The sequence below is a fragment of the Gardnerella sp. c10Ua_31 genome, assembly GCF_055700915.1.
Window position 1 is genome coordinate 194034 of sequence record NZ_JANUYG010000001.1, and the last position, 21364, is coordinate 215397.

The 21364-nt window shown below is 41.4% G+C and carries 17 protein-coding genes and 1 CRISPR repeat array; of the genes, 2 read left to right on the top strand and 15 right to left on the bottom strand.

All coding sequences use genetic code 11. From position 1 onward, the window contains the following. The first annotated feature begins 156 nt into the window (after positions 1–156). Positions 157–927, top strand: coding sequence for a type III pantothenate kinase (locus tag NYP55_RS00805; protein ID WP_472781427.1), 771 nt, complete (start codon positions 157–159; stop codon positions 925–927). A gap of 50 nt (positions 928–977) precedes the next feature. On the opposite strand, the gene NYP55_RS00810 is transcribed toward NYP55_RS00805, so the two are convergent. From NYP55_RS00810 to map, 13 genes are all read right to left on the bottom strand, one after another. Then, positions 978–2420 carry an extracellular solute-binding protein gene (locus NYP55_RS00810; protein WP_472781428.1) on the bottom strand — a complete coding sequence of 481 codons (1443 nt, stop codon included), beginning with the start codon at positions 2418–2420 and terminating at the stop codon, positions 978–980. 16 nt (positions 2421–2436) lie between these two features. Next, entirely contained in the window at positions 2437–4344 is a 1908-nt protein-coding gene (glmS, locus tag NYP55_RS00815; protein ID WP_102705037.1) for a glutamine--fructose-6-phosphate transaminase (isomerizing), read from the bottom strand. A gap of 81 nt (positions 4345–4425) precedes the next feature. Further along, positions 4426–5301: an amino acid ABC transporter permease gene (locus NYP55_RS00820; protein ID WP_101896603.1), complete on the bottom strand. Its 876-nt coding sequence runs from the start codon at positions 5299–5301 to the stop codon at positions 4426–4428. Between the two features lie 112 nt (positions 5302–5413). Beyond that, positions 5414–6379: an ABC transporter substrate-binding protein gene (locus NYP55_RS00825; protein ID WP_004130648.1), complete on the bottom strand. Its 966-nt coding sequence runs from the start codon at positions 6377–6379 to the stop codon at positions 5414–5416. Between the two features lie 230 nt (positions 6380–6609). Next, positions 6610–7446, bottom strand: a complete 837-nt coding sequence (locus NYP55_RS00830; RefSeq protein WP_004132865.1) for an amino acid ABC transporter ATP-binding protein — start codon at positions 7444–7446, stop codon at positions 6610–6612. An 83-nt stretch (positions 7447–7529) separates the two neighbouring features. Beyond that, entirely contained in the window at positions 7530–8525 is a 996-nt protein-coding gene (locus tag NYP55_RS00835; RefSeq protein ID WP_275883736.1) for an amino acid ABC transporter permease, read from the bottom strand. Between the two features lie 129 nt (positions 8526–8654). Then, entirely contained in the window at positions 8655–9590 is a 936-nt protein-coding gene (locus NYP55_RS00840; protein ID WP_004132871.1) for an ABC transporter substrate-binding protein, read from the bottom strand. A gap of 250 nt (positions 9591–9840) precedes the next feature. Then, positions 9841–10329: an SsrA-binding protein SmpB gene (smpB, locus tag NYP55_RS00845; protein ID WP_004130644.1), complete on the bottom strand. Its 489-nt coding sequence runs from the start codon at positions 10327–10329 to the stop codon at positions 9841–9843. A gap of 53 nt (positions 10330–10382) precedes the next feature. Then, positions 10383–11699, bottom strand: a complete 1317-nt coding sequence (locus NYP55_RS00850) for a CHAP domain-containing protein (RefSeq protein WP_223293473.1) — start codon at positions 11697–11699, stop codon at positions 10383–10385. Between the two features lie 205 nt (positions 11700–11904). Then, positions 11905–12828: a permease-like cell division protein FtsX gene (ftsX, locus tag NYP55_RS00855; protein ID WP_004130639.1), complete on the bottom strand. Its 924-nt coding sequence runs from the start codon at positions 12826–12828 to the stop codon at positions 11905–11907. Further along, positions 12828–14117, bottom strand: a complete 1290-nt coding sequence (ftsE, locus tag NYP55_RS00860) for a cell division ATP-binding protein FtsE (RefSeq protein WP_101889600.1) — start codon at positions 14115–14117, stop codon at positions 12828–12830. The genes ftsX and ftsE overlap by 1 nt, the downstream gene beginning before the upstream one ends. Positions 14118–14228: 111 nt before the next feature. Beyond that, a complete protein-coding gene (gene prfB, locus NYP55_RS00865) occupies positions 14229–15350 on the bottom strand; it encodes a peptide chain release factor 2 (protein ID WP_115793885.1) in 1122 nt (373 codons plus the stop codon). A 93-nt stretch (positions 15351–15443) separates the two neighbouring features. Further along, the gene (gene map, locus NYP55_RS00870; RefSeq protein WP_004130633.1) at positions 15444–16217 is read right to left on the bottom strand and encodes a type I methionyl aminopeptidase; all 774 of its coding nucleotides are present in this window, start codon (positions 16215–16217) and stop codon (positions 15444–15446) included. Between the two features lie 92 nt (positions 16218–16309). Here map and NYP55_RS00875 point away from each other — a divergent pair, with 92 nt between their 5' ends. Beyond that, positions 16310–18448, top strand: coding sequence for a M13 family metallopeptidase (locus NYP55_RS00875; RefSeq protein WP_101896619.1), 2139 nt, complete (start codon positions 16310–16312; stop codon positions 18446–18448). Between the two features lie 372 nt (positions 18449–18820). Next, positions 18821–20076: a CRISPR direct-repeat array (repeat unit 36 nt; unit sequence GTTGAAAATTAGCTTCTACCATTCTTGATATAATTG). A gap of 50 nt (positions 20077–20126) precedes the next feature. On the opposite strand, the gene cas2 is transcribed toward NYP55_RS00875, so the two are convergent. Continuing rightward, positions 20127–20459 (bottom strand): CRISPR-associated endonuclease Cas2, encoded by a 333-nt coding sequence (gene cas2 / locus NYP55_RS00880; RefSeq protein WP_004108445.1) that lies wholly within the window; start codon positions 20457–20459, stop codon positions 20127–20129. Next, on the bottom strand, positions 20456–21364 hold the full coding sequence (cas1, locus tag NYP55_RS00885; protein ID WP_020759041.1) for a type II CRISPR-associated endonuclease Cas1: 909 nt from the start codon (positions 21362–21364) through the stop codon (positions 20456–20458). Before cas1 ends, cas2 begins: the two co-directional genes overlap by 4 nt.

The following is a 21364-nucleotide window of genomic DNA, read 5'->3' on the forward strand; positions in this document are numbered from 1 at the left end:
CACCTACTCTTCTACACCGCCACACTTTGATGGTGATTTTCTAAAGCGACAGCAAATAATCAAATTGACAACAACAGACGTAGCATTAATGTAGTATTGCCTAAAGATGCGCATACTTAAGTTTGGCAACACGCAACAAACACACTGGAGGCGAATATGCTTTTAGCAGTCGATATTGGTAACACAAATATTGTGCTTGGATTCTTGGAGAACGGCAAGATTGTTGGCACATATAGAATGACTACAAAGGCAAATCACACTTCCGACGAATACGGCATTATGATTACGCAATTCTTAAATCTTAGCGGTTTTAGTGTAAACGATGTTGAAGATGTTATTGTCGCTTCGGTTGTTCCAAAAGTTATGCACTCTTTCCGCGCAAGCATTGTTAAGTTTTTGCAAATCGACCCTATGATTGTGGGCCCTGGAGTAAAAACTGGCGTAAATATTAGGATTGACGAGCCTCGCTCTTTGGGCGCAGACTGCTTAGCGGATTGCGTTGGCGCATTTAATGAATACGGCGGACCCGTATTAGTAATTGATTTTGGAACTGCTACAACTTATAACTACGTTGATACAAACGCAGCTATTACATGCGGACTTATTTGCACGGGAATTAGTTCGGCTGCTGCAGCTCTATGGGATAATACCGCTCAGCTTCCAGAAGTGGAGATTTCTCGACCTAAATCAGTTCTTGCAAAATCAACTCGTCCCGCTATGCAAGCTGGCCTCTACTACAGCTTCCTCGGGGGCATTGAGCGCACAATTGAGCAATTCAAAATAGAGATAAATGAGCCTTTTAAGGTTGTTGCTACAGGCGGATTAGGGCGACTTTTTGAAAAAGACGTTACAGCAATCGATTACTACGATCCAAATTTGATTTTTAAGGGAATGTACGAGATTTATAGAAGAACAATCGGCTGCTAGCGACTTTTCCTTTGGATTACAAACCTAAAGAGCATAGTCTTAGCGAATAATTATCGCACAACAAAACCTTGATTATACCCGTATTCTTTTAAGTCTTTTTTCCAAAGCGCGATTCCATCTTTAAGTCGAATCTTAGGACCAGGATCGTCTGGAAGAACAAAATCTTTTCCGTCATCTTGCTTAATTCCAGCGTCAATCATAGCTTTAATATTTAATCGCGCTTTTGACTTTCGATTCCAATCGTAAGCTAAGCCAACTGTGGATCGAAAATCACTACGCGAATATACTTCAAATGGCAAATACTTGTACCCCGTATACACATGCTGTGCTGCATCCGCAAAGACGCGATTAAAGCGTTGACCGCCAAAGTATGGCACTTTAATTCCTCTAGAATCCAAAACAGTAGTCTTATTCAAAAATGCGCTATCTCTAAGAGTTACAACATCTGCTGGGAACGCTCCCGAACTAACGCGCTCTTTAATACCTTGTTGATTGTGGCAAACAAAATCAACAAAACGCATTGCAGCTTCTGGCTTCCTGCTAGATTGCAAAACGCTTAGCGCAGATCCGCCCATTTGCGCATTATGATTTTTACCATCCATTGTTGGAACTCTTGCAACACGCCACAGCCCTGCTCCGCCTGGAATATCGTGCATTAAAAGCGAAGTCATCCATGCTCCAGCAAAAACGGAAGCAATATTGCCAGAGCCAACAGCGCTCTTCCAGGCTGGAGTCCACGTTGTAAGCCTTGTGTCCACTAAGTCTTCGTCAATCATTAATTGCCAAAAGTTTGTAAAGTCTTTTGTTCCTTTATCTTTACTTAAACGAACAGTAACAGTTTTTCCGTCGTGCGAAGTTATAAACGGATGTCCGCCAGAAAGCCAAATCATAGCGTTGTAAAAGCTAGCATCTCCAGAATCTGCAGCAATATAAACGCCAATATTTTTTAGCTTTCTTGCTGCATGAATGTAGTCTTTCCAAGTGTGAATTTGTGTAGCATCCACACCTGCTTGGCTAAACACATCTTGATTATAAAACCACGCTAAAGGCCCTGAATCCATTGGCAAACCGTATATTCGGCCTCCTAATTGCACAGAAGACCATGATCCTTGCGTGTAAAATGTTTGAGTTCCTTGTACCCTATCTGTAATGTCTAGAAGCTGACCGCTAACAGCGTATTGTGGCAATGCATAGTACTCAATTTGAGCAACGTCTGGCATGCCGTAACCATCTTGAATAGCGCTATTAAGATTGCTATACCCACTTGTGTCTTTAACACTAACGCGAATATCTGGATTTTGCTTCTCAAAATCTGCAGCAATCCGCTTCATGCTTGGCTCCCAAGACCACACCGTGATTTTAGTTCTAGAATCAACAGATCCGCATGACGCACAAAAAACAACAGCGAAAACGCATAAAACAGCAGTTATTATGCGCCTAACAAAATAGTCAGCAATCTGCTTGCGATTTTTGAGCGGTCTTCTTGCACTCATAACACTCATTGTATTGCTATTCCACAGTTACGGATTTTGCAAGATTCCTAGGCTTATCAACGTCGTAGCCTTTAAGCTTTGCCATATTCATAGCAAAAAGTTGCAATGCTACAACATCTACAAGAGGGCTTAGCAATGTTGGGCACTTAGGGCGCCAGAACACAATATCTGCGTAACGCTCAGCGTCTGGATCGCCATCTTCTGCAACCGCAATCGTAAACGCTCCACGAGCCTTAACCTCTTCGATTCCCGAGATCACTTTAGCGTGCAAAACGTCTCTTCCCCTAGAAGATGGGACTATAACAACAACTGGCTCTCCCTTATCTACAAGAGCAATCGGGCCGTGCTTTAGCTCTCCTGCAGCAAAACCTTCTGTAAACGTGTACGCAATCTCTTTTAGCTTTAACGCACCTTCTAGCGCCACTGGGTAGCCAACATGCCTGCCAAGGAACAAGAACGATTTTGCATCCATTGTTCGCTTTGCAGCTTGCATTATTGAATCCGTTTGTGTATCTAAAACGTTTTGGATTTTAGATGGCATTTCTTTAAGCTGAGACACGATTTGCTGAATCTCGTCCCTGTACATTGTTCCTTTGACTTGAGCCAAATAAAGGCCAAGCATGTATGCAGCTACGATTTGTGCAACAAATGCTTTTGTAGAAGCAACTGCGATTTCCGGTCCCGCATGCGTGTAAAGTACAGCATCCGATTCTCGCGGAATACTCGAACCTTGAGTGTTGCATATTGCCAGCACGCGACTACCCTGCTCACGCGCATGCCTTAACGCCATTAACGTGTCCATTGTTTCGCCAGACTGCGAAATTGCTACAACAAGCGTTCTATGCGTTAAAATCGGGTCTCTGTACCTAAATTCGTGAGCCAGCTCCACTTCTACTGGAATACGCACCCAATGTTCAATCGCATATTTTGCAACTAATCCAGCGTAGCTTGCTGTTCCACAAGCCACAACTATTATTTTGTCGATTGATCGCAAAACATCTTGACTAATCCTAACTTCGTCAAGAATAATATTCCCTTTTGCATCGAATCGCCCTCTTAAAGTATCAGCTACAGCATGCGGATCTTCGTGGATTTCCTTATCCATAAAGGAATCCCATCCGCCTTTTTCTACTGCCGAAGCATCCCAGTCTACTGTAAAATAGCTAGGATCTTTAATCTCGTTTCCGTCAAAATCTGTAAGACAAAGCTGCGCTTTTTTGTTTCCTTCTATATCTCCGATTAAAACAGCTTGATCTTGACCAACTTCAAGCACTTTATCTGTGTATTGAACAAAAGCAGCAACATCGGAGCCTAGAAAATACTCGTTATTTGAAACACCTACTACAAGTGGCGAATCATGGCGAACAGCAGCAACAATATTAGGCTGTCTAACGTCCACTGCAAGTAGAGTAAAAGCTCCTTTAAGAATTTTTGCAACTCGTCTTATTGCTTCAAAAAGATCTGGCTTACCAGTTTCTTCAATTATTTGATTCGCGATTTTTCCAAGCGCTTTTGCTGCAACTTCCGTATCTGTTTGAGACGAAAACTCTATGCCTTCTTTTTGCATTTGTTCTTTAAGACTAATAGCGTTTTCAATAATACCGTTGTGAATAAGGGCGATTTTTCCGTCTGCACTAACATGAGGATGCGCGTTTAAGTCGCATGGAGCGCCATTTGTAGCCCAACGCGTGTGGCCTATTGCAACGCTCGCATCTGGCATTGGATTTTCGGCTATATCTTTTCTTAAAACAGCTAAGCGACCAGCTTTTTTGCGAACACATATAGAATCCATTCCTGGAGCAGCAAGAGCCACACCAGACGAATCATAGCCTCTGTACTCTAAGCGTTCTAATCCGTTTAAGCAAACTTCTAAAGGCTTTGCGCAAACTGTGCCAAAACCTGCGTATCCAACAATTCCACACATAATCTTCTATTCTACGTTATAAAACGTGTGTGTTTCTACATGTTTTGCAATTATGTTTTGAATTATGTTTTGCAATTACTGCTATCTGTTGCTATGAATGCTATCTGCTTTTGCTTCAAATCCTTTGCCAAAATGCTTTTCTAACATAACTTGCAAAACCATCAAAACAGACGTAATCACCAAATACCAAACACTAGCAACAATAAGAAGAGGAATCGGCTTATAAATACGATTAGCAACAGCATTAGTAGCAAACTGAAGCTCCAAAGTAAAAGGAACAGCCAAAACCAAAGACGTAGTCTTAAGCATACCAATAGTCTCATTACCCAAAGGCGGAACAATAATACGCATAGCCTGAGGCAAAACAACCCTACGCATAGTCAAAGACCTACCCATACCCAAAGCCTGAGCAGCCTCAACCTGACCAGCATCCACAGCCTCCAAGCCAGCACGAACAATCTCCGACAAATACGCAGCCTCATTAAGAGACAAACCAATAACAGCAGCATTCAAAGAAGTCATAACAACATTAGAATCAATCGAGAAAAACTCAACAGACGTAAACGGAATACCCAAACTCAACTTAGGAACAAGAACCGCAAACATACCCCAAAAAACAAGCTGCGTATAAACAGGCGTACCACGGAAAAACCAAATAAAGAACCAGCTAACACCACGCAAAACAGGATTAACACTCTTACGCATCATAGCCAAACAAACAGCCAAAACAATCGCAATAACCATAGAAAGCAAAGTCAACAACAAAGTCCAACCAATACCAGCAAGAACATTCTCGTTAAAAATGTATTTCCAAACGATTGCCCACTCAAATCGCGGATTTGTAGCAATTGAATACACAAGAGCACACGCTAGAATCGCAACAATAATGCCAGATATAATATGTCCAGGTTTTTTGACTGGCAAAATACGCTCGTTGTTGTTATTTTTAGCACTCATGTTTTTAATCCTACTCTAAGCATACAAAGTTTCTACTAGCGAATATTAAATAGCTAAATCAATCATATAAAGCATTCATAGAAAGCATTTAGCAAGGCAAATCACACAGGAATCACACTTTTGGATTTACTTCTGGGTGCTTAATCATAACGTCTTCAACACCCCACGCCTTCATTATTTCTTGATACGCGCCCGTTTGTATTAGCTTTTCAATACCAGCTTTTATTGCTTCTACAAGCTGAGCATCTCCTTTTTGAGCAATAATGCCCATAAGAGCTTTATCGCGGCTTTTACCCAATGGCTCCAACTGGCCGTCCGTTTGCTCAATCGCAAAACTAGAAACAGGAGTATCTGCATACATAACATCTGCGCGGCCTGCAACCACTGCAGTCGTAGCATCCGTTTGCTCTCTAAACGCAAGAACGTCTAATGGCGCTTTGCGACTTACTTTACAAACATCTCTTGCGTCATACATTTGAGTTTCGCTTGTTGTTCCAACTTGCACAGAGACTTTTTTACCGCATAAGTCGTTAAGATTCACATTTGTTGGATTGCCTTTTCTAACAACAAAAAGCAAACCAGCATCCGCGTACGTTACAAAATCAACCGACTTTTCTCGCTCTTTGCTAACTGTAAATCCCGAAACTCCAATATCGAATTTGCTTCCAACAGATGGCAAAATCGCGTCAAATGGCGCGTGAACAATGCGAAGCTTTAATCCCATCAATTTTGCTAGCGCTTTGTTTAAGTCTATTTCGTAGCCTACAACCGTTTTTCCATCTCTAGCATAAAATCCTGCTGGCGCATATCCAACATTAGTACCCATTACAAGCTCGCCACTTTCAACAAGCTTTTTTGGCAACATTGCAGCAATACTTTTATCTTTTTTAATACGATTAACGTCGTAGCTGCGAGCTAAAAGAGGATCTGGCCCAACCGCATCGCTTGTTCCGCAAGCACTAGAAAATCCTAGTAAAGATAGCGACGTAAACGCAGCAACAAATCTTAGCCAACGAGATACACGAACGCCGTTCTTACTATGCGAGTTTGATTCGCATGAAGAACATGCATCACTCATACTAATCTCCGAATAAATTGGATGGAATATTCAAACAATGAACAACTTTACACTATGTTTGTTATTACACAAACACGCTAAACATTGCGCAAGATATTCTTTACGTAAAATTGTTTGAATAATAATACTAATCAAAATAAAAAGGCTGCAGCAAACACCACAGCCATAAATTATTCATGATTTTACACAAAATACTTTAATTTTTACGTATTTACATTTATATGTTATGCTTACAAAACGTTGTGCAGAAAATCCTTGAACCTTTCAGTTTGAGGATTATCAATAATCCCAGACGTTCCAAATTCAACAACTTTTCCGCCGTCCATAAACACAACTTGATCTGCAACTTCTCGAGCAAAACCAATCTCGTGAGTTACAACAATCATTGTCATTCCATCGTTTGCCAAGTCGCGCATAACATTAAGCACTTCTCCAACAAGCTCTGGGTCTAGCGCAGACGTAGGCTCATCAAAAAGCATTATTTCTGGCTTCATAGCAAGCGCGCGAGCAATAGCCACTCGCTGCTGCTGGCCGCCCGAAAGTTGCGAAGGATAATGATCTACGCGGTCTGCCATTCCAACGCGCTCAAGCTCTTTAACCGCTAAATCGTGCGCTGCAATTTTGTCCATATGCAAAACGTGAACTGGCGCTTCCATAACGTTTTCAATAGCAGTCATATGCGGGAACAAATTAAAACGCTGAAACACCATTCCAAGCTTTGCGCGCTGCGATGCAATCTCTTTATCGTTTAACGCTTGCAAAGCTTCTTTACCCTTACGAACAACAGTTTTTACGCCAATGCGCTCGCCGTAAATCGTAATTTTTCCAGATGTGATTGTTTCAAGCTGGTTCACTAATCGCAGCAAAGTTGACTTTCCACTTCCCGAAGGACCGAGTATAACTGTTACACTTCCTGGCTTAACAGTCATATTAATGCCCTTAAGAACTTGCAAATCGCCAAAGCTCTTATGCAAATCGCTTATAACGACTGCTGGAATATCATTATTATTATTCTGATTTTGCACGTCTTGTACGTCTTGCTCTGTAAGTGTTAGATTATTTGTCATTTTTCCTCAAATCTAATAAAAACTAATGGAATTTTATCATTTATAATGCACTTATTTATGCATGCATTATGCAATCAATACAACTATGCGTTAAATCCAAGCATTGTTGCATTATTGCGACCATTTACTGCATCGCTAGCAGCTTTAATGGCCTTATCTCCACGCTTTGCAGCATTCGAGTTGATTTGCTTATTGTTTACAATGTCTTTTGCTTCGAATCCTTTGCCAAAATGCTTTTCTAACATAACCTGCAAAACCATCAAAACAGACGTAATCACCAAATACCAAACACTAGCAACAATAAGAAGAGGAATCGGCTTATAAATACGATTAGCAACAGCATTAGTAGCAAACTGAAGCTCCAAAGTAAAAGGAACAGCCAAAACCAAAGACGTAGTCTTAAGCATACCAATAGTCTCATTACCCAAAGGCGGAACAATAATACGCATAGCCTGAGGCAAAACAACCCTACGCATAGTCAAAGACCTACCCATACCCAAAGCCTGAGCAGCCTCAACCTGACCAGCATCCACAGCCTCCAAGCCAGCACGAACAATCTCCGACAAATACGCAGCCTCATTAAGAGACAAACCAATAACAGCAGCATTCAAAGAAGTCATAACAACATTAGAATCAATCGAGAAAAACTCAACAGACGTAAACGGAATACCCAAACTCAACTTAGGAACAAGAACCGCAAACATACCCCAAAAAACAAGCTGCGTATAAACAGGCGTACCACGGAAAAACCAAATAAAGAACCAGCTAACACCACGCAAAACAGGATTAACACTCTTACGCATCATAGCCAAACAAACAGCCAAAACAATCGCAATAACCATAGAAAGCAAAGTCAACAACAAAGTCCAACCAATACCAGCAAGAACGTTATTGCTTATAAGATAAATTCCAACAACATCCCACTCAAATCGCGGATTTGTGACTATAGAATAAAGCAGCGAGCATGCGATTATAGCTACGATTATGCCAGCTACGATTGGTCCAGGATTTTTAACTGGCAAAATGCGCTCGTTCCCTTGCGAATTTTGCAAAGGCTTTTTATTTAAACTGTTAAACATACTTTCTCCATAAAGGCTTTTGGTTGCAACATATGCAAATTACTAACTAGCAATCACTATAGATTAAATACAAAAATTGGCGTGCGATTTTACTTATGCAGTAACTGTAAACGCACGCCAACTTTAAGATCATACTTCTGGGTTTACTTGCGATTCCTTAATGGCAACGTTTTCAACGCCCCACTTCTTTAGAATGTCTTTGTAAACACCATTCTTCATAAGCTTATCGATTGCAGCCTTAATAAGCTTTAGCATTTTAGCATCGCCCTTCTTAACGGCTGCACCCATTGGCTCAGCGTCGTTGCTGCTTTCTAGAATCTCTAGCTTTCCGCTATTCTTTATTGCAGCGTATCCAGCAACAGGAGTATCGGCATACATAACATCTGCGCGGCCAGAAAGCAAAGCTGTAGTGGCATCTGTTTGATCCTTAAAGCTTAAGATTTCTAGCGGCTTATTGTTATTCGCCTTGCATTGCTTTTTGGCTTCTTCCATGATTGGCTCGCCAACAGTGCCAGTTTCTAATGTAACTTTTTTACCGCAAAGATTCTTTGGATCCACCTTAGTCGGATTGCCTTTACGAACTTCAAAAGATAAACCAGCGTTTGCGTACGTTACAAAATCAACGGACTTCATACGTTCAGCGTTGACTGTAAAGCCAGAGATTCCAACGTTATACTTGCTTCCGATTGCTGGAATAATGGAATCAAACTGAGCATGCATAATCTTGGCCTTTAAGCCCATCAACTTTGCTAGCGCTTTAGAAAAGTCGATTTCGTAGCCGACTGGGGTTTTGCCATCGGCAGCAAAGAATTCTGCAGGAGCATAGCTAACATTTACGCCAACAGTTAGTTCGCCAGTTTTTGCAACGCTTTCTGGAACAAGCTTTGCAATCTCTTCGTCTTTTTGAACTTTGCTTACATCGTAGCTGCGTGCCACATCTGGATCTGCTGCTTTAGAATCAGCAGGTCCGCATGCGCATGTGCATCCAATCAATGCAAGCGTTGCAATTGCAGCAATTGGCTTAATTGACTTAATTGACTTAAAAATCTTATTTGACTTAAGCATTTTCTTCTCCTGTTCAATCCTTCAGTCTTAAAGAATAAATAACTTATAATTTACAGTGATATGCATAACTATACACGATATCGCTACTAAATTGCGATTATTAAAATGCAAAAACTGAATATTCACAAATTGCCATACACGCATATGCTGAAAAATAGCGAAAAATAACGAATTACAAAATCAAAAAGCCGTATATTATTCGTAAAAATGAATAATATACGGCGTGTCGTTTATAGACCCAATACATGAATCACCTAGATTGCATATTCTTGTATCGCATAGCACGCAAAGCCTCGCGCTTATCTTGTTCCTCGCGCAACGCTTGTCGCTTATCGTACTCTTTTTTGCCTCGCGCCAAAGCAATCTCAACTTTAGCGTAGCTGCCCTTAAAATAAATCCTCAAAGGCACAATCGTATAACCTTTAGCTTCAATCTGCCTAGAAAGCTTAGCAATTTGAACAGCATGAAGAAGTAACTTGCGCTTGCGCTTAGGAGCATGATTATTCCACGTTCCATTTAGATACTCTGGAATATTTGCACCTTCTAGCCAAATCTCACCACGTCTATCAATATTTACAAACGCTTCAGCTAAAGAAGCTCGACCTTCTCGTAAAGACTTAACTTCGGTTCCAGTAAGCGCAATACCTGCTTCGTAGCAATCTTCAATCGCATAGTCGTGATTAGCTTTCTTATTCCTTGCAACAGTTAAAGTACCATCTGAACCAGGTTTCTTATCCAAACTACACCAACCTAAATCGAGTCATACCTAAATCAAATCATAAAAATTAAAAATTAATAGTGAACGTACTCATAGTTTCCAGCATTGCTGATAGTCCTATAAGACGGGAAAGTTGCAAACCCAACACCGCCTTCGGATATAAGCACGGAGCCATCGGAATTTACACGCTCAACAACAGCAACATGGCCGTACGTAGGGTCGGAACCAGCAGCACCTCTAGAAAACACCATAACGGCACCAACGTGTGGAGTGCGATTTACAAGATAACCGAGTCTGCGCCCAGAATTTGCCCACTCTGCGCCGTTTCCCATAAATGATCCAACAGGCAAACCAAGCTGCGACCTACGCAAATATGCCCAAAGCGTGCACTGGCGAGCAGGGTATGCAGAACCTCCAGCAGTATTACCAGTATTATGTCCGTAGCAATTACCAGAACCAGCAGGGCAATTGCCAGGAACTGAGTAATTCATACCACTTGCAGCACCATTAGAAAGAGGCAACGCAGGCAAATAAGGCGCACTCCAGCCACCACCACGCATTTGTTGGCGATTAGCATTTGGATTCATGCGAGCTGCAGCAGACGCAGCCAAAGCCCTAGCTTGAGCGTCGATTTGAGACTTTAACGCAACGATTTCTGCAGCCTCACGAGCAGTACGAGACGTAAGACTGTTCTTTTGACTTTCCAACTGCTTTCTAAGAACACTTCCCTGGTCTCGCAGATTTTGCAAAGAACGCTGCTTATCTACAGCAGCTTTTGCTGCAGCTTGCGCGCTTTGCGCTTGATCTTGAGCTTTTTGCTTTAATTTTTGAATCTCATCTTCTATAGCAGCCAAACGCTGACGCCTATTCATTGAGTTGTTCAAAGTAACAGCAGCATCGTTAGCAGCATTCGCCTCACTACGAACAACAGCAGCTTCCGATTGAAGTTTTCCAACAAATTGCTCGGTAGTTGTTGAATTGGTTACCATAGCCATTACATTAGAAGCGTTTGAACCGTGGAAACTTTTTCGCGCAAGCTGAGCCACAGCAGCCTTTGCGTCGTCAAAATCTTCGCCAGTTTTTTTAATCTTTTCTTCCAAATCGCGCTTATCTTTTTGAGCAGATTGCAAACGTTGATTTGTTGATTCAACAAGACTCATTGCTTGTTGCGCTTGATCTTGAGCCTGTTGAGCTGCTCGAATCTGGTTTGGAATTTGATGCTCGTTAATATCATTAAGCTCTAAAATCTTATCTGCAAGCTGCTTACTAACTCCAGCCAATTGCTTTCTAAGAGCCGCATTACTTTGCACTTTTCTGTTGTAATCTTGCATTGTTACAGCATTCGCACGCAAAGGAGTATACGCAAGTAGAATAGTAAATGCAGAAAGCATAAGAACGCCTAGCGCAATCACGCTAGTAACAACGCGTTTAGAATAGTAAAAATAGCATCCTTTGCTTTCAAACTTTCTACCCAACTTGCTTTCCTTTCAACCTTTACAAGCACTAATGCGAATTATACATTAAAAATCTTATTAACCGTAAGCGTTTCAAACCAATCTTAAGTTTTATATCACTTATATTTATATTTAAGACAATTTACGCTTGCAAATATCGTCTCAAAGCAAACGCAGAGGCGATTATTGAAAGCAAAACAGCTCCAATAACCAACGCTGGAACAGTCATCCAAACAGTTGCTTGATTAACAAACGGCATCCAACGAACGTTTTGTGCGAGCCAATCCGTAATAAACACTTTAACAACAACACTTAGCGCGCAACCCGATAGCAAAGAGCCTATAAGAGAGGCAAACGCTCCCTCTAAAATAAACGGCATGCGAATAGTCCAATTAGAAGCACCAACAAGTCGCATAATCTCCGTCTCTTGCTTTCTAGAAGCCGCAGACATGCGAATCGTAGTGCCTGTAAGCATAATCGCTACAACAACCATAACTGCAGCAAGCACAATAGTCACAGCTGTTGCGTGATTCAAAACACTAAACACGGGGTCAAAAATCTGCCTTTGATCCACAACTTCTTCTACGCCTTCACGCCCAGAAAGAACTTCGGAAACAACTTGATATTTTGTTGGATTTGTAAGCTTTAGTCGCAAGGAATCTTGCATATCTGCAGCTGTTAAAGTGCGGCCTTGATATAAGCCATTAGGATATTGCTTAAGAAAAGTGTTTTTGTAAAACTCACTTCTGCTAACGTAAGTTATGTTTGAAACATCTGAGCCAAGTTCTTGGTTAATAATGTTTTCTAACTTTACGATTTCGCTCTTTGTTGGAGCTTTTCCAGAAGCGCAAGATGCTGCCTGACTCGTACCATCTGGGCAAAGCCACGCAACCACTTCTACTTTGTCGTACCAATCGCCCTTAGCTTTTGTGATTTGTGCTTGCATAAGAACAGATGCGCCTATAAACAAGAACGATATGAAGGTAACGAGCATTACCGAAATAATCATAGAAACGTTTCTGCGTAAACTAATCCACGTTTCGGAGAATATGAATCGCAATCGCATTACTCGTCTCCTTCGTTCTTAAGATTTTCGCTATTATTCACTTCTGTTTTATTCGCTTCGCTTTTATTCGCTTCTGTTTTATTTACTTCTGTTTTATTCGCTTTACTATCGCTAGCTTTGCTATTAGAGCTTGTTTCATTCGACCCATCAACGCTACTGGCATCACCCTTATCTTCTGACTTTTTTGCAGGAGGAGCAGGCGGAATTGAAAGCCCACGCCCCCAAGTCATAGTTGTTTCTAAAGGCTGAAAAACCTCGCCATATCTACCCGTTCTGCCAGAATGAACAGATTGCGCAAGACGAGCAATGCCCTCATTATTTTCGGACCCATTTTGCAAAGTTTGAGCAACAGCATCCATTGCCTTTTTTGCTTGAACTGCACGCTTTGCACGTTTAGACATAAAACGATAATTTTCTTGCGACTCATCAAAACCATTTGCATTTATAGACGATTGACTATTAGCATTTGAGCTAGATTCGCCATTTGAACCGCTCTTAGAATCGCCCTTAGAATCAGCAACAGCAGCACTAATGGAGTCTCCTTCTACAGCTTGTTGAGCTTTCGACTTTTGCTCAACATCTGCGTCTGGGAAGTAAAGCGCAGAATCGTAAGAACCCTCGCGCTCATCTCGCACAATATGACCAGAATGAAGCTCCACAACGCGCTTTCGCATAGAGTTAACAATTTCCTCATTGTGCGTAGCCATAACAATCGTAGTACCCGTGCGATTAATGGCGTCCAAAACTTCCATAATTCCAAGCGAAGTTGTAGGATCCAAGTTTCCAGTAGGCTCGTCTGCAAGAAGAATTTGCGGATGATTAACGTACGCGCGCGCAATGGCAACTCGCTGAGCTTCACCACCCGAAAGCTCGTGCGGATAATTATTCTCCTTGCCAGTTAAACCAACTGTTTCCAAAACTCGCGGAACAAGCGACTTAATCGTAGAGCGGCTCGTGCCAATAACCTCTAGTGCAAAAGCCACATTTTGATACACAGTTTTATTATTAAGCAGCTTATAATCCTGAAAAATAAAGCCGAGCGACCTTCTATACTGCGGAACCTGGCGATTTACCAGTCGCCTCAAGTCATTGCCAGCAACGTGAATCTCGCCTTTTGTGGCTTCTTCTTCTCGCAAAAGCAAACTCAAAAGCGTTGTCTTACCAGACCCAGAAGCACCCACAAGAAACACAAAGTCGCCGCGATCAACGTCTAAAGAAATATCGTCCAAAGCAGGACGCGTGCCCTTAGGATAAATCTTCGACACATGTTCTAGCGAAATCAGAGACATATCTGCATTTTCCTTTACGAACTATTGAACGATATTCTTTACTTTTTACTATCTTATAGATTGTTTTTGATTTTAGGCGCTTTACGCTAAGTCAAAACAACCTAGACGCAATTATCCGCGCTTTGCAGCAACTCGCTGCTCGTGCCTCCATCGAATGCCAGCTTCAATGAAACCGTCAATATCTCCGTCAAAAACAGCTTGAGTTTGCGAAGTTTCGTAGCCTGTGCGCAAATCCTTTACCATCTGGTACGGGTGAAGAACGTAGGAGCGCATTTGGTCTCCCCAACTTGCCTTAATATCTCCAGCAAGCTCCTTCTTTTTCGCTGCTTCTTCCGCATGCTTTAACACAAGCAAACGCGATTGCAAAACTGCCATTGCAGCGGCACGGTTCTGAATCTGGCTGCGCTCATCTTGCATAGAAACAACCAAACCAGTAGGCAAATGGGTAATACGAACAGCAGAATACGTAGTATTTACGCCTTGTCCGCCAGGACCAGACGCTTGGAAAGTATCTACGCGAATGTCTGAATCTGGAATATCAATATGATCCGTAGCTTCAACAAGTGGGATTACTTCCACGGCACTAAAGCCAGTTTGACGCCTGCCTTGATTATCGAATGGAGATATACGAACCATTCTGTGAGTGCCGCCTTCTACGGAAAGACGACCATACGCGTATGGAGCATCCACTTGGAAAGTCGCAGATTTAATACCAGCTTCTTCCGCATAAGACGTGTCCATCATCTTAGTTTTGTAGCCATTTCGCTCTGCCCAGCGCAAGTACATTCTAAGAAGCATTTGCGCAAAATCAGCAGCATCCACGCCACCAGCGCCAGATCTAATAGTAACTACAGCGCTACGCGCGTCGTATTCGCCATCAAGAAGAGTTTGTACTTCCATATCGTCCAACTCGTGAGCAATAGCGCCAAGCTCCTCTTGAGCCTCGCTCATAGAATCGGCATCGCCTTCTTCTTGCCCAAGCTCAATCAAAGTTTTAGCATCTTCAATGCGCTGATCTACAGCTTGCAAACGCTTTAATTGAGACTGAGCTGCCGAAAGCTTACTCGTAACTTGCTGAGCGTGCTCAGAATCGTCCCAAAGTCCAGGCTGTGCAGCTTGCTTTTCTAAATCTGCAATCGTAGACTTAAGCGAATCAATATCTATTGCTTTAGAAATCGAAGAATACTTTGCTTCAACATCATTTAACGCTTGAGCAAAATCAAATTCCGCCATTTACTTAAAGTACCTCTTTATGTTTTATTATGTTCGTTTTACGCAATTACTATTTAACGCTATTTAACGCTTTACACAATTACTATTAAAAGTTTAGCGAACAGTCAAAATCTCTGGACCATTCTCTGTAATTGCAATCGTATGCTCGCTATGAGCACCGCGCGAACCGTCAGCAGATCGAAGAGTCCAACCGTCTTTTGGATCTTGATAAATCTCGTCAGTAGTCTTTAAGAACCACGGCTCAATAGCAATAACCAAGCCTGGGCGAAGCTTGTAGCCGTGGTGAGCTGTGCCATCGTTAGGAACGTGCGGATCGCCATGCATAATATGACCAACTCCGTGACCTCCAAACTCAAGATTTACGCTGTAACCATACTCGTGAGCAACGCATCCAACAGCTGCAGAAATATCCCCAAGACGGTTGCCAGGCTGAGCCATGTTAATGCCAGCTTCCAGCGCTTCCTCCGTGCACTTAATCAAGCGCAAATCCTCAGGATCCGCATGCTTTCCAACAACAAAGCTAATAGCAGAATCTCCAACCCATCCGTCAACGTTAATCGCTAAGTCAAGCGTTAGCAAATCGCCGTCTTTAAGGTTGTAATCAAAAGGAACACCATGAAGAACAGCATCGTTTACAGAAGTGCAAATGTAGTGCGCAAAAGGACCAGTTCCAAAATCAGGAGCGTAATCAACATAGCAAGAAGACGCACCTTTACGGCTCACAATGCGTTGGCGAACAAAGTCATCAATCTCAAGAAGATTTGTTCCAACTTTTGTCATTGCTTGTAAATCTTTAAGAATACTACCAACGAAGCGACCCGCAGGCTTCATAGCTTCAATCTCGGATGGAGTTTTAAGTTCAATCATGATTTAAGACTAACGCGCAGGCACGAAAATAGCACAAAATATGGCGAAAAATACTAGCCAATGATGTCGCTTAATACTTGTAATCTAGGCACATGCCTAATAACAATGAAAATAATAACAATAATGAGGAATCGCAGAAGGAAATTTCTGCTGTAAATTTTGACCCAGCTTCCTTCTCTTCGGTTATTCGACCACAAGACGATTTATTCCGCTACGTAAACGGTCCTTGGATTGACACTTACACTCTTCCAGAAGACAAACCAATGTTTGGTGCTTTCTACAAGCTTGCAGAAGATGCAGAAACGCAAATTCGAGATATTTTAGAAAGCGAAGATTGCCCAGCCAAAAAGTCGCGAATCTTATACCGTAACTATTTAGATACTGCATCTATTGAAAAAGCTGGAATTACGCCAATTAAGAGCGATTTAGACGCTGTTGATGCAGCCAGCAGCAAAGAAGACTTAGTTCGCACTATTGCTTCTCTTACTCCATACGGCGGTCCAAATGCAATGTTTGCTTTTGGCGTATGCGGAGACCCTAAAGACCCTAAGACGAATATTATGCACATTGAGCAGGCTGGATTGGGCTTGCCAGACGAAGCATACTATCGCGAAGATAATTACGCTCCGATTCGCGCTGAATACGTAAAAATGGTAGCAAAGTTGCTGCGATTAGCTGGTTACGGAGATGCCACTACTACAAGCGAGCAATCGGAACGTTTCTTGAAGGTTGAAACACAAATCGCAAGCAACCATTGGGATAATGTAGCAACACGCGATTCTCAAAAAACTTATAATCCTTACGATTATGCGGATTTGGCAAAAACGCTTGAAGCGTTAAATCTTGACGCCTTCTTAGATGCTGCTCAAAAATCTTACGATAACTCGGAAGAAGCAAAGAATCAGCCAATAGATTTTCGTAAAGCTTTTAGCAAAGTAGTAGTTCACGAGCCAAGCTTTATAGAAGGATTGAATAAGATTTGGCAAGAAGCCGACTTAGAAGATCTAAAGCTTTGGGCACGCGTGCACGTGATTTTGTGCTGGGCAAGCATGTTAAGCGAGGACTTTGCACAAGCGCGATTCGACTTCTACGGCAAAGTGCTTTCTGGCGCCACCAAGCCACGCGACCGCTGGAAGCGCGCAATCGGAGTTGTTGACGATGCTTGCGGCGAAGAAGTTGGCCGCGAATATGTGCGCTTGCACTTCCCTGAGTCTTCTAAAAAGTACATGGAAGGCTTAGTTAGCAATCTTATTAACGCATACCGCGTATCGATTTCTAACAGCAGCTGGCTTGGCGAGGAAACTAAGGCAAAGGCTTTGGAAAAGCTTAGCAAGTTTGAGCCAAATATTGGTTATACAAACCATTGGATTGACTACTCTGCTCTAAATATTAAGGAAGACGCTGGCTTAATTGAGAATATGCGCGAAGTTTCTCGATTTGTGTTTGGTAGGTATACTGCAAAAGCTGGAGAACCTGTGGATCGCGAAGAGTGGCAGATGACTCCGCAAACCGTAAACGCTTACTACGATCCACTGCTTAACGTAATCGTGTTCCCAGCTGCGATTTTGCAACCGCCATTCTTTAGCCCAAGCGCTCCAGACGCAGCAAATTACGGCGCTATTGGTGCAGTAATTGGCCACGAAATCGGCCACGGTTTTGACGATCAAGGTTGCGAATACGATGGCGACGGCGTGCTTAACAATTGGTGGACTGAAGAAGACAAAACCAACTTCACTGAGCGCACTAAAGCGCTTATTGAGCAATACAATGCTTTTACGCCAACGCAGCTTATTGTTAAGTATTCTCACTTAAAGAGCAAAGAAGAGCGCAATGCAATGCCTCACGTAAATGGCGCTTTAACAATCGGCGAAAATATTGGCGATTTAAGCGGCGTAACTATTGCGCTTAAAGCGTACGCTTTTGCTTTGCAAAAGAGCAATGGTCAAGAGATTGACGGAAGTGACGATGCAATTCGCGAAACTTTGCTTAACGCTCCTAAGGTAGATGGCTTCACTGCTTTGCAACGATTCTTCTTAAGCTACGCGCTTGTGTGGCGTTCAAAGTCTCGTAACGAGATTGCGGAGCAATACCTTCAAATCGACCCACACTCCCCTGCAGAGTGCCGCACTAACGGCATTGCGCGCAACGTTGACTTGTTCTACAACGCATTCGACGTTAAAGAAGGCGACGAGATGTGGCTCGACCCAAGCGAGCGCGTACACATTTGGTAAATCGCTGATAAGTCGCATATTATAAAAACATAATGGGAACGCTGCATTAGTAACGTTCCCATTATGAATATATGGATGCTATCTATGTACATACATACATTCTAGGAATGCACTTTTTAAAAAACGCATATATGTTAAACATAATAATAGTAATATTTCCAACTGCATCATTCATTGAATATATCGATATGTTAACTTTTCAAATCTTTTAACAAAACTTAAAAAATCACTTGTCTTTTATTTCTTAAAAATGATATATTTGTAGTGCTAATTTTCAATAAGACTGGACTTGTTATCCAGTTTGATTGCTCAGCAGTTTTGATGATTATCACTGCAGGGGAAGCTTTCTAGCTTCCCCGTTTTTATTTATTCGTTGAAAATTAGCTTCTACCATTCTTGATATAATTGCTGTGTGCAAAGTCCTTTGTGTGCTTTGGTTGAAAATTAGCTTCTACCATTCTTGATATAATTGTTGCCATATTGCTTTGAAAGACTCGAATGTTGAAAATTAGCTTCTACCATTCTTGATATAATTGATAAAGGCGTGAATGTTATAGTGCCACTCGTTGAAAATTAGCTTCTACCATTCTTGATATAATTGAGCGATTGTAACACGCGATTACTTTTCTGTTGAAAATTAGCTTCTACCATTCTTGATATAATTGTAATAACCTTGTTGCCGCGATTATGAATGTTGAAAATTAGCTTCTACCATTCTTGATATAATTGGAGCTTCGAGGAAAGTTGTCATATCTCAGTTGAAAATTAGCTTCTACCATTCTTGATATAATTGTCAATTAAATCCTCGAGCGCGTCCATCTGTTGAAAATTAGCTTCTACCATTCTTGATATAATTGGTTACCGTCCACCGTTTCGTCAAAATAAGTTGAAAATTAGCTTCTACCATTCTTGATATAATTGCTACCACGCTAGTGCCTGCATCATACTGGGTTGAAAATTAGCTTCTACCATTCTTGATATAATTGCTACCACGCTAGTGCCTGCATCATACTGGGTTGAAAATTAGCTTCTACCATTCTTGATATAATTGGCATCACACTTTTATTAATGGAAGATATGTTGAAAATTAGCTTCTACCATTCTTGATATAATTGCAAGGCGACGACGGAGTTACCAAGACCGGTTGAAAATTAGCTTCTACCATTCTTGATATAATTGGCATCACACCTTTATCAATGGGCGATATGTTGAAAATTAGCTTCTACCATTCTTGATATAATTGTCAGTGCGATACGGCAAAGACCGCGTTAGTTGAAAATTAGCTTCTACCATTCTTGATATAATTGGGTTGGAATATTCTGTTTGCTTAAACGTGTTGAAAATTAGCTTCTACCATTCTTGATATAATTGTTAAGCGCATAATGTACCATACTAAGAGTGTTGAAAATTAGCTTCTACCATTCTTGATATAATTGAGGTTTCAAAAAAAGACGAGAAATCTCTGTTGAAAATTAGCTTCTACCATTCTTGATATAATTGAAACGCAAAAACTACCACAAGACCAATAGTTGAAAATTAGCTTCTACCATTCTTGATATAATTGTGAAAGAGAACCACTAGAAACAGTAATGGTTGAAAATTAGCTTCTACCATTCTTGATATAATTGGTATATCGTCAAGAATGGTAGAATTCCAACCTTTATAAGACATTTTATGATTAAAAAAGCATAGCAATATCGGGAGTCTCCTCTTTCTTTTCTTGCCTGGCATTGTAATAACGTTGTGCAGATGACCATTGATGATCACTGACATGTAAAATGCGTATAGATCCACGTGGAGGAAGATTATCCTTAATTATTTTTACTGAAGTTCTATTTCCTGTTTGAGTGGGGCTATAACGAACATATACAGAAAATTGCACCATTGCGTACCCCATATCAAGCAGCATATTGCGAAATACAGTTGCAGCGTGACGCTCTACTTTTGTTTTCACTGGTAAATCAAACATTACTAAACACCACATGCCACCACTGTCCTCATCGACTTTCATAATTCACTCCTTACGAATTGTGGTACTTGAAATTCTTCCACGTCTTTTTCCACATAAATACCATATGATTGAGCTAAATCAGATAAGGCGCTAGGAATTGTATGCCCAGAACCATTAAACTGTTGATTAACACTGTCTATTAAATACTTTTTAACTGCTTTATCATTTGGAGTATCTGAGAATGATAATTTTGAAACAGCGTAATCAACAGCTGGTCTAAATGGTTCAATTATGTCATCTGCTAAGCAGAAATAATTAGTACCATTATGATGATTCATACCCATTGTTGGATTAAGGCCAGCAGATAGAACTGCACGAATGGAAAAACCACGCAACACCATGTAAGCATAGTCAAGTAAAGCATTCCTATCTTGACCAGACCCTGGTTTACGATGAAAATCTTCTTCCTTGGGAAAAATACGTTTCCAATATTCACGAGCAGCTTGACCTTCTCTATTCGTTACATCTCCAGAACGAACAGTATTAGATAGTCCTCGTAATAATCCACCCCCTTCTTTATTTAATAAATCAAGGCAAGCTGCTTGTCCACGTATTTTCGCGCGAACAATCTGAGCCCACGCTGCTTTTCTTCGAGGCACACTCATTGTTGCCTGCGACAATTGACGGATGGTAATTCTCGTAGGAACATTAATCCACGAATGCATAGCACTTATAGGAACACCTCGCCAATCACAGGTCATTACACAAGTACCATATTCAGCACACTGATGAAGCAGACCTGCAGAACAGTTACAATGCAAACCAATAAGCAATATTGCCGTTTCCGCTAGCGGAATTTCAACTTTCTGCTCTAATGCGTGATCACACACTAAAACCCTACCGCGAATATACCGTAATTCACCTTGTAAATTAGTACAATCAATCACACGCCAAGCATTCTGCAT